Genomic DNA, 15255 nt, shown 5'->3' with positions numbered 1-15255 from the left:
GTGACATTCACTGGTTGGGGTCTGCGCATCAGCCGATCAGGGTGAGGGCGTGGTCGAGGACCTTGTCACCCCGTTGCATGCCGTAATCCATCATGTTGATGGTGTCGACAGGCACGCCATGAGCCGCCGCTCGCTGCTGCAGTTCGGCCTGCATGTATTTGACCTGGGGCCCCAGCAGCACCACCTGGTAGTGGGGCATCTGCAGATCGAACTCTGCCGCACCGAAGGCCTGTATCTCGGCGTCCAATCCCCGCTTGTCCGCCTCCTCTTTCATCTTCTTGACCAGCAGGCTGGTGGACATGCCGGAAGAGCAGCACAACATGATTTTTTTCATTTCCCGATTCTCCAGACGTTCATAACGGATGGCGCATTCTGGATCGAATGGATTTACTTTGGAAACCGGTTTCCAAAGTAAATCCATTGATGTGTGAGCGGGATCGGCATTTTCCGGTTCAAGGGGTCGGGAAGTGTGAGCGAGGTAATGAAATGGCAAAATGGTCGAGGATATTACGGAAACAAAACCACAAAGCCGTCAAAATGGCGTCCAAGCCCCGTGATGACAAGGGGTATCAGGATGACAAGGAACCGAATAACGTGATGAATCTGCAATGGATGGCAATGCTGGTCGGCATGATAGAGCAGCGCATGGTACCGTTTGCCAACTGGCTGACCCGCAGTCGCCATGTGCTCTCCTTGCGCGATGGTTTTCAGCTGGCCATGCCCTTCGTCATCGTCGGCAGCCTGCTGGTCCCCATCCTCTATCCTCCCATCGCCCCCGACACGCCGCACGCCTTCGGACAGTGGCTGCACTGGCTGGCGCGGGCGCTGCATCCTTTCCTGTTTCCCGTCTACTCCCACACCCTGGGGTTGGTGGCGCTGATCATCGCCTTCGGTGCGGCGTCCAGCCTCGCCAAGGCATACGAAATGCCGGAGCGCCTGTGCGGCCTGGGGGGCTGCATGGCCTTCCTGATGCTGATCGACTTTCGCTCGCTGCAACCCGGGGTGTTTGGCTATCTGGGGGGAGCCGGGATCTTCACGGCCTTGCTGATGGCGTTCTACTCGGTGGAGGTGACCCGGTTCTTCTATCGCCGGGGCTGGTACATCCAGATGCCGGACGAGGTGCCGGTGATGACGAGGCGGGGCTTTCAGCTGATAGTGCCGCTGCTGTTCATCATGCTGTCGCTGAGCCTGTTGCGGCTCTGGTTGAAGCAGCAGTTCGGGATCAGTCTGCCGGACTTCATGGCCGCCCTGTTCCGGCCCCTGATCGTGGGGGCCGACACCCTGCCCGCCCTGCTGATCACCCTGCTGATCGCCCATCTGCTCTGGTTCATGGGGATCCACGGCGCCCTGATAGTGACCGGATTGATGTCACCCTTCTGGATGGCCGGGGTGAGCGCCAACCAGGCCGCGCTGATGGCGGGAGAGCCCCTGCCCCATATCTTCCTGCAAGGGTTCTGGGACTACTACCTGCTGATCGGGGGGATTGGGACTACCTTGCCACTGGTGTTTATGGCCATGCGCAGTCGCTCTCACTCGATTCAGTCGGTGGGCAAGCTGGGTTTCATACCCTCGATGTTCAACATCAATGAGCCGCTGCTGTTCGGTTTCCCCATCATCATGAATCCGCTGTTCTTCCTGCCCTTCATCGGCGTCCCCCTGATCAACGCCGTGCTCGCCTGGCAGCTGACCCAGTGGGGGTTTCTCGACAAGTTCATCGCCCTGCTGCCCTGGTCAATGCCCTCTCCTCTCGGTGCCGCCTGGGCGGCCAACGGCAGTTGGAGCAATGGCCTGATGAGCCTGGTCTGCATCCTCAACAGCTATGTGCTCTACCGCCCCTTCTTCCTGGCCCATGAAAAAATGGTGCTGGAGCAGGAGCGTGAACGCAGCTGAGAGCCGGGGCTGGAACGATATGCTATCCAACCCCCTGGCCAGTGGTGGCGAGCGAACCCAGGGGGATGGCGGCCATGATGTTCACCGCCAATGTGCACCCCATGGCCGGGGCCGTCACATGGCGACAGTGCCTTACCCCATCAACCCCAGATAGTTCATCAGGGCCGCTCCCAGGCTGGTGGTCACCAGCGAACCCAGGGTGGTGGTGGCGATGATGTTCGCCGCCAGGGCGCTGTCGCCCCCCATGGCGCGGGTCATCACATAGCTGGCGGCGGCGGTGGGGGTGGAGCTGATGAGGAAGAGGATGCCGAGGGCCTGGGGACTGAAACCGAGCGTCCAGGCCCCCAGCACCAGCAGCACCGGAATGCAGAACAGCCGGTTGGCGGTGGCCCAGCCGGTCAGCATGGCGCCACCGCGCAGGGCCTTGAGGTTGAGGCTGGCGCCGGTACAGAGCAGCGCCAGCGGCAGCGTCATGCTGGCGAAGTAGTTGCCCGTGGTGATCACCAGCTGGGGCAGCTCTATGCCGAGTAGGCCGAACGGCAGGGCCGCCAGTATGGCGATGATGAGAGGGTTTCTGACGATCCCCTTGAGGATGGGCTTGAGCCCTTTTCCGCCCCCCAGGCTGCGGGTCAGGGTGATCACCGCGAGGATGTTGTAGAGCACTGTGATGGAGCCCACCAGCAGGGCGGCGGCGCCTATGCCCTCGGGGCCGTAGGCGTTCTGCACATAGGCCAGCCCCATGATCCCCATGTTGCCGCGAAAGCTGCCCTGCACGAATATGCCGCGCAGACGCCGCTCGGGGATAAAGCGGGCCGCCAGCAGCTCGAGCACCAAGAAACCGGCCAAAGTGCCTAGCAGGCCGTAGAGGATGAGCCAGGGGCTCGGCATGGTGGAAAAGTCGGTGCGCACCATGCTGAGGAACAGCAAGGCCGGCAAGGTGACCTGAAACACCAGCCGGGAGGCGGACTCGACGAAACTGTCGGGCAAGAGACCGAGCCGCTTGAGCCAGATCCCGAGCACCAGCACCAGGCAGATGGGGCCAGTGATGGAGAGGGAGAAGTGCAGACTTGCCAACAGATCCATGATGCGCGTCCTGTGCAATGGCGGGGGAGTCGCCTGGGCAAATTGGCATTCTAACGCCATGGGCTTGTATTCACAGGACTTAATCACAACAATGTCTGCATCCCGGTTGTCGCCCTCCCCTGTCACGGATCCCCCATGGAAAAGAAACTGACCATCCTCGATATCGCCCGCCTGAGCGGGGTCGGCAAGTCGACCGTCTCCCGGGTGCTCAATCAGGATCCCAAGGTCAACGCCCAGACCCGAGCCAGGGTCGAGGCGGTGATCGCCCAGCACGACTTCGTGCCGAGCAAGTCGGCCCGGGCCATGCGCAGCCAGAGCCAGCAGGTGATAGGCATAGTGGTGTCACGCCTCGACTCCAGCTCGGAAAACCAGGCGGTGCGCGGCATGCTGGAGACCCTCTACGCCCGCGGCTACGACGCCGTGCTGATGGAGAGCAAGTTCTCCCCCGCCAAGGTGAGCGAACACCTGGCCGTGCTGGAGCGGCGCGGGGTGGACGGCATCATTCTGTTTGCCTTCAACGATCTGGACTACGCCGCCATGGCGCCGCTCAAGGAGAAGCTGGTGCTGATGGTGCGCGAGCACCCCGGGTTCTCCTCCGTTTGTTACGATGACGAGGGGGCGGTGCGGGCGGTGCTCGAGCACCTCAGGGGGCTGGGTATAGACCAGGTGGCCTATCTGGGGGTCGAGCGCAGCGATCTCACCACTGGGCTGCGCCGTCACCAGGCTTATCTCGACTACTGCGAGGCGCTGGGTCGCACGCCCCGCAGCGCCCTTGGGGATCTCAGCCTGCACAGCGGCTACCGGCTGGCGGCCGAGCTGGTCACCCCCAGCACCCAGGCGCTGGTCTGTGCCAGCGACACCCTGGCCATAGGCGCCGCCAAATACCTGCAGGAGCAGGGGCGCACCGACATCCTGGTGAGTGGCCTCGGCAGCAACCCCATGCTCACCTTCCTGTTTGCCAACGCCCTCAACCTGGATTTCGGCTACAAGGATGCCGGCATTCTGGCCGCCAGACAGCTGCTCGACCAGATTGAAGAGGGCCAGGCCCCCAGAGCCACCATAGCCCCCTGTCAGCCCCTGTAGTCTATCTTTTCCTCTCATTACCGGCGTTTTGCACTTTTTGTGACCACCGCCACGAATTGGGAACGTTCCCATTGCTGATGTCGGGCACTGGCTTCATGCTGATTGGGAACGATACCAATAAGCGGGCTGTCATTGGCCAGCCGGCAAAGAAACGACCATTATTCATCGAGTCACAGAGGGAAGGCTCATGTCAAAAGTCAACACACAGCATCTGGCACAGCTGATCGAACGGATCGGCGGCAAGGACAACATCACCACAGTCAGCCACTGCCTGACCCGGCTCAGGTTCGTGCTGGCCGATCCGGCCAAGGCCGATCCCAAGGCCATCGAGACCATACCGGCGGTGAAGGGCAGCTTCACCCAAGGCGGTCAGTTCCAGGTGGTGATCGGCAACGAGGTGGATCAGTGGTACAAGGCGCTCACCGAGGAGATAGGGGTGAGCGGCGCCAGCAAGGATGCCGCCAAGCAGGCGGCCCGCCACAACATGAATCCGCTAGAGCGCGGCATCTCCCACCTGGCGGAGATCTTCGTGCCCCTGCTGCCCGCCATCATCACCGGCGGCCTGATCCTGGGCTTTCGCAACGTCATCGGCGACATCAAGATGTTCGACGACGGGACCCATACCCTGGTGGAGATCAGCCAGTTCTGGGCCCAGGTGCACGCTTTCCTCTGGCTGCTGGGTGAGGCCATCTTCCACTTCCTGCCGGTGGGCGTCTGCTGGTCTGCGGTGAAGAAGATGGGGGGATCCGAGATCCTCGGCATAGTGCTGGGTATCACCCTGGTTTCGCCGCAGCTGATGAACGCCTACGGCATAGGTCAGCAAACCCCGGAAGTGTGGGACTTCGGCCTCTTCGTCATCCAGAAGGTGGGCTATCAGGCCCAGGTCATTCCGGCCCTGCTGGCGGGTGTCTTCCTCGCCTGGGTGGAAACCAGCCTCAAGCGCATCATTCCGGCCTACCTCTATCTGGTGATAGTGCCCTTCATCTCCCTGCTGCTGGCGGTGATAGTGGCCCATGCCTTCATCGGCCCCTTCGGTCGCTGGATTGGTGAGGGGGTCGGCTTCGCCGCCAAGGCCGCCATGACAGGGTCCTTTGCCCCCATAGGTGCCGCCCTGTTCGGCTTCCTCTATGCGCCCCTGGTCATCACCGGCATCCACCACACCACCAACGCTGTGGATCTGCAGCTGATGCAGAGCATGGGAGGCACCCCCATCTGGCCGCTGATCGCGCTCTCCAATATCGCCCAGGCCTCGGCGGTCGTCGGTATCATCCTTATCAGCCGCAAGGAGAACGAACGGGAGATCTCGGTCCCGGCCGCCATCTCCGCCTACCTGGGGGTGACCGAGCCGGCCATGTACGGCATCAACCTCAAGTACAAGTTCCCCATGCTGTGCGCCATGGTGGGCTCCAGCCTCGCGGCCCTCATCTGCGGTTTCAGCGGCGTGATGGCCAACGGCATCGGAGTGGGCGGCTTGCCGGGTATCCTCTCCATCCAGCCCCAGTACTGGGCCATCTATGCCGTCGCCATGCTGGTGGCCATAGTGGTGCCCGTGGTGCTGACCCTGCTGGTCTACAAGCGCCAGCAGGCGGCCGGCAAGCTGGATCTGGCCACCGCCTGATCGACAACCCCCTCGGCGGAGCCCAGGCTCCGCCCTTTTTATTGGCCTGTTCAACCCAGTTTCAACCAATGAGCGATCCAACCATGACACAGATACCCTGGTGGCAAAGCGCCGTGATTTACCAGATCTACCCCAAGAGCTTTCAGGATTCCGCCGCCCGCGGCACCGGCGATCTCAAGGGGATCATGGCCCGCCTCGACTACCTCAAGACCCTAGGTGTCGATGCCCTCTGGCTGACCCCGGTCTACGTCTCCCCCCAGGTGGACAACGGCTACGACATCGCCGACTACCTGGCCATAGACCCGGCCTACGGCACCATGAGCGATTTCGAGGCGCTGCTGGCTGCCGCCCACGAGCGCGACATCCGCATAGTGATGGACATAGTGGTCAACCACACCTCCACCGAGCACGCCTGGTTCAAGTCGGCGCTGGGGGACAAGAACAGCCCCTACCGCGACTACTACATCTGGAAAGATCCGGTGGAAGGCGGCGTGCCCAACAACTGGCAGTCCAAGTTTGGCGGCAGCGCCTGGGAGCTGGACCCGGCCACCGGCCAGTACTATCTACACCTGTTCGCCCGCGAGCAGGCGGATCTCAACTGGGAAAACCCGGCGGTTCGCGCCGAGGTCAAAAAGATCATCCACTTCTGGGCGAAGAAGGGGGTCGACGGTTTCCGGCTCGACGTCATCAACCTCATCTCCAAGGATCAGCGCTTCCCGAGCGACGAGGTGGGGGATGGCCGCCGCTTTTACACCGACGGGCCGCGCATCCACGAATTCCTGCAGGATGTGAGCCGCGACGTCTTCGCCCCGGTGGGGGCCATGACGGTGGGGGAGATGTCCTCCACCAGTCTCGAGCACTGCCAGCGCTATGGTGCGCTGGACGGGTCGGAACTCTCCATGGTGTTCAACTTCCACCACCTCAAGGTGGATTACCCCAACGGCGACAAGTGGAGCAAGGCGCCATTCGATTTCCTCGAGCTCAAGCGCATCTTCAACCACTGGCAGAGCGGTATGCACGGCAAGGGGTGGTCGGCGCTGTTCTGGTGCAACCACGACCAGCCGCGCATCGTCTCCCGCTTCGGCGACGAGGGCGAACATAGGGTGGTGGCCGCCAAGATGCTGGCCAGCACCTTGCACGGCTTGCAGGGCACCCCCTACATCTATCAGGGGGAGGAGATCGGCATGACCAACCCGGGTTATCAGAGCATCGATGACTATCAGGATGTGGAGAGCCGCAACATCTTCGCCATCAAGCAAGCCGAAGGGATGGCGGAGGCCGAGATCCTCGCCATTCTGGGGGCCAAGTCCCGGGACAACTCCCGCACCCCCATGCAGTGGAGCGCCGCCCCCAACGCCGGTTTCACCCAAGGGACGCCCTGGCTCAGGCCCGCTGCCAATTACACCGAGATCAACGCCGAGGCGGCACTGGCCGACCAGCACTCGGTGTTCTGGCACTACCGGGATCTGATCCGGCTGCGCAAGGATCATCCCATCTTCACGCAAGGGGATTATCAGGAGCTGCTGGCAGGGCACGCCCGGATCTGGGCTTATGCCCGCCGCGCCAATGGCCAGACTCTGGTGGTGGTGAGCAACTTCTACGGCAGGTCTGTGACTTTCGAGCTGCCCGCCGAGCTGGCCAGCGGCGAGGGTCGCCTGCTGCTGGGCAACTACCCCGACAGCCCGGCCCGGCCGCAATCCTGCGAGCTGCGTCCTTATGAATCCCTGATCTGGCTGATGGAGCAATGATGACTGAGACAATCACAGCGCCGCGGGCAGCCGAGCGCTGCCCCGAATGGCAGAAGATGGTGGCGGGAGAGCCCTATGATGCGGGCCACCCCGAGCTCAAAGCGGCCCGCGAGCGCTGCCGCAGCCTATATCACAGCTTCAACACCTGCTGGCAGGAGAAGCCGGAGCGGGATGCCCTGCTCCATGATCTGCTCGGTGGCCGAGGCGATCTGTGCGCCATCAACCCGCCCTTCTTCTGCGACTATGGCGCCAACATCTTTGTGGGCGAGAACTTCTACGCCAACGTCAACTGCACCATCCTCGATGTGTGCGAGGTGCACATTGGTGACAACGTGCTGCTGGCACCCGGGGTGCAGATCTACACCGCCGCCCACCCGGTGGCGGTGGCGCCTCGGGTGGCGGGGGTCGAGTTCGGCAAGCCGGTGCGCATCGGCAACAACGTCTGGATAGGAGGCAGCACCATCATCTGCCCGGGTGTCACCATAGGGGACAACAGCGTGATAGGGGCGGGATCCGTGGTCACCAGGGATATTCCGGCGGGGGTGGTCGCGGTCGGCAACCCTTGTCGGGTGTTGCGCCCCATGACGGCGCAGGAGCTGGCGGAGATCTGACACAACCGGGGCAGCTAATGCTGCCCCTGCTTGTACTCGGCCCTGTGGCCAAGACCTGCAAACCCCTCTTGTTCACGACAGCAAACCAATGGCTTGCAGGCACGACCCCGCAGCGAATTCCCCACCTCAGGCTGGCAACAAGGGCCCGCAGCGCTTGTGCTGCCCCATGACCACCAGGGTCTTGAAGCTGCGCACCTGCTCCCTGGCATGCAGCACCCGCCGGGTGAACTGCTCGTAGCTCTGCATGTCCCGCGCGGCCACCTGCAGCACGAAGTCCTGCTCACCCGTGACATACCAGAGGTCCATGACCTCAGGCTCCCCCTTCAGGCAGGCAATCATCTCATCGACGATACGGCCATGATCCCGCTCCAGGGTGACGAGCACCAGCATGGTGATGGGCCAGCCCATGGTCGCCGGTGCCACCAGCGCCACCTCCCGCTCTATAAGTCCCGCCTCCCGCAGCGCCCGGACACGGCGGTAACAGGCGGGAGTGGAGAGGCCGACCCTGTGGGCCAGCTCTGGAATGGGTAGACGGGCATCCTGCTGCAGCTCGGCCAGGATGAGCAGATCGAACTTGTCGGTCATGGGGGATAAAGAGATAAAAATTATCGAGTGGGGCCAGTTTTAGACCGAAATTACGGCTATCGCCAGATATATTTTACTTCCCCTTCCCTGCTCAGGTTTGAACAAGATGCCGCCGACCACCACAGCCCTCTCCTCCCTGCTGGCGGTCATGCTCGCCATGCTGTCGATCACCCTGGGCGCCTCCCTGGCCAAGTCGCTGTTTCCCTTGATCGGGGCCGCCGGCACCACCTTGTTCCGGCTGGGGTGTGCCGCCCTGCTCCTCTCCCTGGTATTCAGAGTCTGGCGAGCGCCACTTGACAGACGCACCCTGCTGGGGGCCATCCCTTATGGACTCTCGCTGGGAGCCATGAACCTGCTCTTCTATCTGGCCATAGAGCGCATTCCCCTCGGCGTGGCGCTGGCCATCGAGTTCATAGGCCCGCTGACGGTGGCGCTGCTCAGTTCCCGCCACCGGGAAGACTTCATCTGGCTGGCGCTGGCCATCGTCGGTCTGCTGTTGCTGCTGCCGCTGCGGGCCGCCGAGCAGGCCATAGATCCCCTGGGGGCCGCATTGGCCCTCGGCGCCGGCGTGTTCTGGGGGCTCTATATGCTGACCGGCAAGCGGGCCGGTGCCTTGCTGGGGGCCCAGGCCCCGGCCCTTGGCATGTGGGTGGGAACCCTGCTGGTACTGCCCTTCGGCCTCGGCGGGGCGAGCGAGGCCAGCTTCACCCTCCCCCTGGTGCTGACCATAGCGGGGGTGGGGCTGCTTTCGAGTGCCATCCCCTACTCCCTCGAGATGTTTGCCCTGCGCCGGTTGCCGCTCAAGAGCTACGGCATACTGACCAGCGGTGAACCCGCCATGGGCGCCCTGATGGGGTTGCTGTTGCTGGGAGAGCAACTGCCCCCGTCCCAGTGGCTGGGAATAGCCGCCATCATAACCGCTTCGATGGGCACCACCTGGCATGGGGGACGACGGCGCGCCGACCCGGCGTGATCCCCTCAACTGAGACGGCGGCCCCCTCATATCTTGTTCATTTTTTTTGAATATCTAGACCAGTTTATCTCGCTAACAACCAAGCGATGACCTGTTTACCATGCATTCATCGCTTAGGCAGGATCGCCAAGCGGCCAAATAACAAGTTGTTCCAGGCTGGGATACCCAAAACAGGGTGTCTGATGTCAGTAAAAGAACTACATAGTATTTGAATAACCTCTTGCAAGGATGCATTGATGCGGGCCTCTCCGGCCTTGCCAATGACATAAAAATCAAGAGAGTGAATGAACATGAAAAACCTAATCAAGATACTGGCCGTCGCAGGCCTGATGACTGCCGGTGTTGCCCAGGCTTCGGTTCCTGCCGATTTCAATGCCGCCCCTGGCGTATTGTTCGTGAACTGGCACGCCAGCTCGACCATGGCTGGCAAGGCCAACCCCATGCTGGAGGTACGCGACGAGTCTGGTGATCTGGTGGCCTCAGTCCACGCCAACCTGATGGGCACCCAGCAGGTGCAGATCCCGAGCCGCACCCAGGGCAACCTGACAGTGAGCCTGGGGGACCAGAGCAGCGACTACCGCATCCCCTTTGGCATCGGCAGCGGCAACCCGCGCTGATCCCGGCCTCGCGACCAACGCTTTCACTCCGTCCGGTTGCCACAACCCGGCCAGAAAGCGTGAATGAGCCCCATGACAAAGGCGCCATAGAGGCGCCCTTGTCGTTTTTGCCGGCTCGTCAGCGGCTAATGGGTAAACACGGGGCCAAAGCCGGATCCCCACAGAATGGCCGTGGCTGCCAGCACGCAGACCAGCAGCACCAGACCGACGGTGACCACAGAGCTGGCATAGATGAACCCCTGCTCCTTGGGGATGTGCATCAGAATAGGCACCCCCACATAGAGCAGGTACACCGAGTAGCTGAGCCCGATGAGACCGATGATCATCATGAACCAGAGGTGCGGGAAGAACGCGGAGAAACCAACCATGAACAGCGGCGTGGAGGTGTAGGCCGCGAGCTCTAGCGACGTCGTGTAGCTGGGATCCGAACCGAAGGTATGGCCCATCCAGTGCACCAGATAGGAGAGCGCGAGAACGCCGATGATGAGCGTCACGTACATGGCGATCGACAGCATGAGGGCGCTGTTCGCGGTCAGGGTGATGGGCTCACCGACGCCAATGCTCCAACCTATGTGCACGGCGGAATAATAGGCACAGATGGGCGGGATAAGGGCCACGATCAGGATATGAGTCAGACTGTTTCGGAAACTGTCATGTCTCTCGTCTATGGTATGCCATTCGGTGTGAGGATGCGCATACAATCCCCATAAGTGATTCAATATCATAGCGTTATTCCTTCTCTGCTTCGATTGTGGACTGGTCGATACCGCTCTCGCTCCCTTGTTTTTTTCTCGTGCAACATTCGGTGCGCCATCCATCGCAAGCGCGACCCATGACTCTAAATAAAGTCGCTCCACTGCCGGTGCGTCAAGGAAGAGCACCATCCCCGCCGTGCTGGCGGGTTCTGGCGGTTGGCCAGTCCCTGGCGGCGGGGCAAGTGGTGCACCGCCGCCAGCGCTATCGTCAATACTGCTTGGTCTTTGAAGCAAAGCCGGCGAGGAAGAGGCCGGTCAGAAACATGCCGCAGAACGCCTCTATGGCCGACAACAACTGGAGGGGAGAGGAGGTCTGGGAGATATCGCCGTAACCCAGGGTCACGAAGGTCACTATGCTGAAGTAGAGGGAACGCCCCAGGTGGCCATGGGTCACGGACTCAGGCGCCAGGAAGTAGGTCAGGGTCGCCAGCAATATGACCCCCATCGACATCAGCAGGCTTCTTATGGGCCGCTCGCCAAATCCCCAGGTAATGAAGCTGACAAACTTGCTGGCGCACTTGAGGTAGCACAGCAGGGAGAGCCACCCCTTCGTCATCAGGCCGCTGCGTAGCCAGCGCTCCCTGAACAGCTCCCTCGGGCTTGCCAGGGATTTCATCTCGTGCAGCTTCTCCTTGTAATAGCATTCACCGGCATCGACGGTGTCACCCACACTGGAGAAGATGCGCTTGGCATTGCGGTACAGCTTGCTGGCCTCGTTGTGATCTATCCGGCCATTCTCGTTGTAGACCACCTGCACCTTGTCCAGATTGGTGTGCTCCATGGTGGCGTCGAAGTTCTTGGCACTGACGTTGAAGTTTTTCAGCACGGCCCGGGAGGAGTGAAAGCGGATCTCCTCGCACTCTATGGTGAAGTCCTGAAACACCCCGTCCTCCAGCGCCAGCTCCCGCTTCTTGGCCCAGGCCCTGTGATCCCACAGCAGGGAGTCGAACAGATCGAGCCCGATCACCCCGCCATTGACCCGAACCCCCTTGGCCGAGCAGTGCCACAGATAGACCTTGGAGTTGTTGACGGCGCCATCCAGCGAGAGCTCGTCGAGGCAGGTGAAGTCCAGCAGACGGCCGGAGATGATGGGGCTCTTGAGCTCGACGCCGCCGATGTTGAGCAGCCGATGCTTGCCCAGCACCTGGGCCTCCCCCTTGTTGTTCTCGGAGACGGAGAGCAAGCTCTGCACCCGCTTCACCTCTGCTTTGCCGTGCCTGGCGGCCAGCCACATGGCATAGGGCTCGAAGCGCGTCTCTGAACGGATAAGGCCGCTCTTGCGCAGGGACTCCAGCGCGCTCGAGGCGGTCTCATAGAGCCTTATCTTGTCGTCGCTCATGTAAACGCAGAGGCTGAGCACGGATCGCGAGCTGATGAAGCGGGCTATGCCGATCTGGAAGATGACGCTTTTCTCTATTTTCTGCTCTGTCATCCAGTCGTCGAAATGGGGCAGCGAGGCCACCAGCAACGCCCAGATCAATGGATAGTCATTCTCCCGTCGCCACTCGTTGAATTGTTCGGGAGAAAGCTGCCACAGCTCGGTCGCATTCATAGATTACCTCGATCATGGATTTGTCCCTCCCAGGCGTGCCGAGGGAGAGGATCAGGAGCCTGCACGCCCAAAGAGAGCGCCCAGTTCGCAGGAAAACGGGGGCACAGGCCGGTCACGCCATCATACTAGCCGAGAGGATGGCTGTAACTCACTGACAGGGAAGGTATAAGGGGCGGGGTGCGACAAGCTGCCGCGGGGCTGAAGAGGGAACAGGCACCAGGATCGCCCTGCCAGGCGGCTTCGCCCATCCGGGAAGCGAGAGGCTTGGACAAGCAAAAGGGGATGCCATGGCATCCCCTCTTCACATCAGCTGAGCTGACGTCAGCTTATTGCTGTACTTCCTGCACGCCGGAGACGCGGACTTCGACACGGCGATCCGGTGCCAGGCAGGAGATCAGCTCGTTCTTGCCCTTGACGCCGTCACACTGGGTGCCGGTGACAGGGTCGGCTTCACCGCGGCCCTCGATGGCGATCTTGCTGGTGGCCAGACCCTGGCTCACCAGGAAGTCGGCCACGGTACGGGCACGGGCTTCGGAGAGCTGCTGGTTCTGGGCATCGGAACCTATACGGTCGGTGTAACCAACGACGATGGCGCTGCCATCCTTCGGCTGGAATTCAACGATCTGCTGGTACAGACCGCTCAGGGCTTCCACCCCTTCCGGCTTCAGATCTGCCTTGCCAAAGGCAAACAGCACGTCGGAGTTCAGGGAAAAGTTCTTCTCGACAACCACAGGGGCCGCTTCTGCCACCACAGGAGCAGCTACAGGCTCAACGTAGGAGGTGCGGAACGGGTGATATACGGCTTCCAGCGTCGCTACGCTCTGGTTGGACTTGTATTGCTCACCGGTGTAGGTGGTCAGATCGGCCACATCCCACATGTAGCGGTAGCGCGCCTGCAGATCCAGGGCATCGTTCAGCTTGTAGGTCAGACCGACGCCGGTCATCGGCGAAACACGGGAATCAGTCACGCCAAAGCCGTGCGTATGGGACCAATAGGCCCCCGCTTCACCGAACAGGGAGAAATCTTCGCCAAGGGGCAGGCGGGCGATACCGGACAGGGTGGCTCCCTGGTTTTCGTAGGCGTTGTTGTTGATACCGCTATTGGTATTGCCACGGCCAGCGTACTGGTAACCCAGTTCGGCACCGAAGGTCTCGTTGAAGTTGTAACCCATGAAGAGGTTACCAGTGAACGCGTCTTCGGTACCACTCTCAACGCCTTCGACCTTGTTCAGGCCGTTGAAGTGAGCGGCACCGACACCGGCACCAAAGTAGATGTCGTCGGTAGCGTGAGCTGCTGTGGTTGCCAATGCCAGTGCAATCCAGACAGGGGTCAGTCTTAAGTTCATTTATAGCCTCATCAATACTAAATGGCGGGCGTTAGGCCCTTGTTATATGTGGTCTCCATTTTATAGGTGAAATCATGTACAGGACCTTAAGCGCAGGCTATTTACCGCCCATTTTACTGCTTGTTTTTCATGCACTTCTCGGCTTTCAGCAGAAAAACGTTTTCACTCGATAGCGGGTTTTCCATGCCCTGAAATACGTGAGTCTGAGGAGCCATGGGGTTATCGAGCACATAAAAAAAGACCCTTGTCTTGCGACAAGGGTCTTTTTGAAATGGCTCCTCCTACTGGACTTGAACCAGTGACATACGGATTAACAGTCCGCCGTTCTACCGACTGAACTAAGGAGGAATTGTAAGTGGTGCCCAGAGACGGAATCGAACCGCCGACACGGGGATTTTCAATCCCCTGCTCTACCGACTGAGCTATCTGGGCAAATGGTGCCGGCTACCGGAATCGAACTGGTGACCTACTGATTACAAGTCAGTTGCTCTACCTACTGAGCTAAGCCGGCACACTTAAACTATTGTGCATGAACAAATTTTTCTTTCATGGCACCAAAATTGGTGCCCAGAGACGGAATCGAACCGCCGACACGGGGATTTTCAATCCCCTGCTCTACCGACTGAGCTATCTGGGCGTGGGCGCTATTAAACGGATTTTAAGGCGGGTGGTCAACGGGAAATTTCACTTTTCGTCTCGTTCGTCTCTTTTTTGCGCAGCGTCACTCGTTTTAATCACTTCTGTGGGAGAAGCCGCGCCTCGGCGGCCCCAGAGTCGGGATTCCTCGCCCCTGAGCAGGCGGGTGATGTTCTCGTGATGGCGCACCAGGATGAGGCAGGAGAGCAGGGAGACCGGCAGGGTATATTCCGGTTTGAGCAGGTAGGTAAAGAGCGGAGTCAGCAGCACTGTAATGATGGAGGCCAACGACGAGTAGCCGCTCACCAGCAGCACCAGCAGCCAGGTGGCGATCGCGGCGCCCCCCATGGCAAAGCCGATGGGCAGCATGGTGCCGAGCGCAGTGGCGACTCCCTTGCCCCCCCGGAAGTGGAAGAAGATGGGGTACATGTGGCCCAGACAGGCAGCGACGCCGATGAACCCCAGGTAGACGGGCTTGATCTGCAGATACCAGGCGAGGTAGACGGGAGCCATGCCCTTGAGCACGTCGAGCAACAGGACGATGAGCGCCGCCATCCGGCCACCGAGGCGCAGCACATTGGTCGCCCCCGGGTTGTGGGAACCATGGTCGCGGGGATCCGGCAGACCCGTGAGGCGGGAAACCAGCACGGCGCTGGACAGCGAGCCGCCCAGATAGGCCAGAATAATCATCAAAATCGTCAGGGCCGTCATCTTGGTCGTTTTTACCACGATATGAATGGGGTATGATGCGGGCCACA

The 15255-nt window shown here is 60.9% G+C and carries 14 protein-coding genes and 4 tRNA genes; 7 read left to right on the top strand and 11 right to left on the bottom strand.

The window, feature by feature from the left end; translation table 11 throughout:
• Positions 1 to 28 precede the first annotated feature (28 nt).
• Positions 29 to 334 (bottom strand): PTS sugar transporter subunit IIB, encoded by a 306-nt coding sequence (locus Aeroheme_RS02570; RefSeq protein WP_041204936.1) that lies wholly within the window; start codon positions 332 to 334, stop codon positions 29 to 31.
• Between the two features lie 263 nt (positions 335 to 597).
• Between Aeroheme_RS02570 and Aeroheme_RS02565 the strand changes: the two genes are divergently transcribed.
• Positions 598 to 1890 (top strand): PTS sugar transporter subunit IIC, encoded by a 1293-nt coding sequence (locus tag Aeroheme_RS02565; protein ID WP_163148444.1) that lies wholly within the window; start codon positions 598 to 600, stop codon positions 1888 to 1890.
• A gap of 132 nt (positions 1891 to 2022) precedes the next feature.
• Here Aeroheme_RS02565 and Aeroheme_RS02560 read toward each other — a convergent pair whose 3' ends face one another.
• Positions 2023 to 2973: an AEC family transporter gene (locus Aeroheme_RS02560; RefSeq protein ID WP_408837117.1), complete on the bottom strand. Its 951-nt coding sequence runs from the start codon at positions 2971 to 2973 to the stop codon at positions 2023 to 2025.
• A gap of 135 nt (positions 2974 to 3108) precedes the next feature.
• Between Aeroheme_RS02560 and treR the strand changes: the two genes are divergently transcribed.
• The 4 genes from treR to Aeroheme_RS02540 all read left to right on the top strand — a co-directional run bounded on the left by treR (position 3109) and on the right by Aeroheme_RS02540 (position 8033).
• On the top strand, positions 3109 to 4056 hold the full coding sequence (gene treR / locus Aeroheme_RS02555; RefSeq protein ID WP_289976351.1) for a trehalose operon repressor TreR: 948 nt from the start codon (positions 3109 to 3111) through the stop codon (positions 4054 to 4056).
• A gap of 187 nt (positions 4057 to 4243) precedes the next feature.
• Entirely contained in the window at positions 4244 to 5674 is a 1431-nt protein-coding gene (gene treB, locus Aeroheme_RS02550; RefSeq protein ID WP_005323487.1) for a PTS trehalose transporter subunit IIBC, read from the top strand.
• Between the two features lie 83 nt (positions 5675 to 5757).
• Positions 5758 to 7422, top strand: coding sequence for an alpha,alpha-phosphotrehalase (gene treC, locus Aeroheme_RS02545; protein WP_411166635.1), 1665 nt, complete (start codon positions 5758 to 5760; stop codon positions 7420 to 7422).
• On the top strand, positions 7422 to 8033 hold the full coding sequence (locus Aeroheme_RS02540; RefSeq protein WP_408863630.1) for a sugar O-acetyltransferase: 612 nt from the start codon (positions 7422 to 7424) through the stop codon (positions 8031 to 8033). Before treC ends, Aeroheme_RS02540 begins: the two co-directional genes overlap by 1 nt.
• Positions 8034 to 8159: 126 nt before the next feature.
• Here Aeroheme_RS02540 and Aeroheme_RS02535 read toward each other — a convergent pair whose 3' ends face one another.
• Positions 8160 to 8618: an Lrp/AsnC family transcriptional regulator gene (locus tag Aeroheme_RS02535; protein WP_411166634.1), complete on the bottom strand. Its 459-nt coding sequence runs from the start codon at positions 8616 to 8618 to the stop codon at positions 8160 to 8162.
• Positions 8619 to 8724: 106 nt separating this feature from the next.
• Between Aeroheme_RS02535 and Aeroheme_RS02530 the strand changes: the two genes are divergently transcribed.
• Both Aeroheme_RS02530 and Aeroheme_RS02525 read left to right on the top strand, forming a co-directional pair.
• The gene (locus Aeroheme_RS02530) at positions 8725 to 9591 is read left to right on the top strand and encodes an EamA family transporter (RefSeq protein WP_163137561.1); all 867 of its coding nucleotides are present in this window, start codon (positions 8725 to 8727) and stop codon (positions 9589 to 9591) included.
• A gap of 284 nt (positions 9592 to 9875) precedes the next feature.
• Positions 9876 to 10208, top strand: coding sequence for a hypothetical protein (locus tag Aeroheme_RS02525; protein ID WP_411166633.1), 333 nt, complete (start codon positions 9876 to 9878; stop codon positions 10206 to 10208).
• A gap of 125 nt (positions 10209 to 10333) precedes the next feature.
• Here Aeroheme_RS02525 and Aeroheme_RS02520 read toward each other — a convergent pair whose 3' ends face one another.
• The 8 genes from Aeroheme_RS02520 to plsY form a co-directional block, all read right to left on the bottom strand.
• Complete coding sequence (locus tag Aeroheme_RS02520; RefSeq protein WP_106885681.1) at positions 10334 to 10933, bottom strand: Yip1 family protein; 600 nt, start codon at positions 10931 to 10933, stop codon at positions 10334 to 10336.
• 238 nt (positions 10934 to 11171) lie between these two features.
• Positions 11172 to 12515, bottom strand: coding sequence for a potassium channel family protein (locus Aeroheme_RS02515; RefSeq protein WP_234677363.1), 1344 nt, complete (start codon positions 12513 to 12515; stop codon positions 11172 to 11174).
• A gap of 326 nt (positions 12516 to 12841) precedes the next feature.
• Positions 12842 to 13861 carry an OmpA family protein gene (locus tag Aeroheme_RS02510; RefSeq protein WP_106885679.1) on the bottom strand — a complete coding sequence of 340 codons (1020 nt, stop codon included), beginning with the start codon at positions 13859 to 13861 and terminating at the stop codon, positions 12842 to 12844.
• Positions 13862 to 14133: 272 nt separating this feature from the next.
• A tRNA-Asn gene (locus tag Aeroheme_RS02505) sits at positions 14134 to 14209 on the bottom strand.
• 8 nt (positions 14210 to 14217) lie between these two features.
• A tRNA-Phe gene (locus Aeroheme_RS02500) sits at positions 14218 to 14293 on the bottom strand.
• 3 nt (positions 14294 to 14296) lie between these two features.
• Positions 14297 to 14372 (bottom strand) — tRNA-Thr (locus Aeroheme_RS02495).
• 50 nt (positions 14373 to 14422) lie between these two features.
• Positions 14423 to 14498 (bottom strand) — tRNA-Phe (locus Aeroheme_RS02490).
• Between the two features lie 47 nt (positions 14499 to 14545).
• A complete protein-coding gene (gene plsY, locus Aeroheme_RS02485; protein ID WP_159392282.1) occupies positions 14546 to 15208 on the bottom strand; it encodes a glycerol-3-phosphate 1-O-acyltransferase PlsY in 663 nt (220 codons plus the stop codon).
• Positions 15209 to 15255: the final 47 nt, after the last annotated feature.

The sequence above is a fragment of the Aeromonas sp. DSM 116730 genome (assembly GCF_046581335.1).
GTDB lineage: Bacteria > Pseudomonadota > Gammaproteobacteria > Enterobacterales > Aeromonadaceae > Aeromonas > Aeromonas rivipollensis.
Note: the sequence above shows the minus strand (reverse complement) of the source record. Positions and strands in the feature narration are given on the sequence as shown.

Bases quoted from the DNA above. Each gene is read 5' to 3' on its own strand.
- Aeroheme_RS02570 (WP_041204936.1), bottom strand. From the start codon at position 334: ATGAAAAAAATCATGTTGTGCTGCTCTTCCGGCATGTCCACCAGCCTG.
- Aeroheme_RS02565 (WP_163148444.1), top strand. From the start codon at position 598: ATGAATCTGCAATGGATGGCAATGCTGGTCGGCATGATAGAGCAGCGC.
- Aeroheme_RS02560 (WP_408837117.1), bottom strand. From the start codon at position 2,973: ATGGATCTGTTGGCAAGTCTGCACTTCTCCCTCTCCATCACTGGCCCC.
- treR (WP_289976351.1), top strand. From the start codon at position 3,109: ATGGAAAAGAAACTGACCATCCTCGATATCGCCCGCCTGAGCGGGGTC.
- treB (WP_005323487.1), top strand. From the start codon at position 4,244: ATGTCAAAAGTCAACACACAGCATCTGGCACAGCTGATCGAACGGATC.
- treC (WP_411166635.1), top strand. From the start codon at position 5,758: ATGACACAGATACCCTGGTGGCAAAGCGCCGTGATTTACCAGATCTAC.
- Aeroheme_RS02540 (WP_408863630.1), top strand. From the start codon at position 7,422: ATGACTGAGACAATCACAGCGCCGCGGGCAGCCGAGCGCTGCCCCGAA.
- Aeroheme_RS02535 (WP_411166634.1), bottom strand. From the start codon at position 8,618: ATGACCGACAAGTTCGATCTGCTCATCCTGGCCGAGCTGCAGCAGGAT.
- Aeroheme_RS02530 (WP_163137561.1), top strand. From the start codon at position 8,725: ATGCCGCCGACCACCACAGCCCTCTCCTCCCTGCTGGCGGTCATGCTC.
- Aeroheme_RS02525 (WP_411166633.1), top strand. From the start codon at position 9,876: ATGAACATGAAAAACCTAATCAAGATACTGGCCGTCGCAGGCCTGATG.
- Aeroheme_RS02520 (WP_106885681.1), bottom strand. From the start codon at position 10,933: ATGATATTGAATCACTTATGGGGATTGTATGCGCATCCTCACACCGAA.
- Aeroheme_RS02515 (WP_234677363.1), bottom strand. From the start codon at position 12,515: ATGAATGCGACCGAGCTGTGGCAGCTTTCTCCCGAACAATTCAACGAG.
- Aeroheme_RS02510 (WP_106885679.1), bottom strand. From the start codon at position 13,861: ATGAACTTAAGACTGACCCCTGTCTGGATTGCACTGGCATTGGCAACC.
- plsY (WP_159392282.1), bottom strand. From the start codon at position 15,208: ATGACGGCCCTGACGATTTTGATGATTATTCTGGCCTATCTGGGCGGC.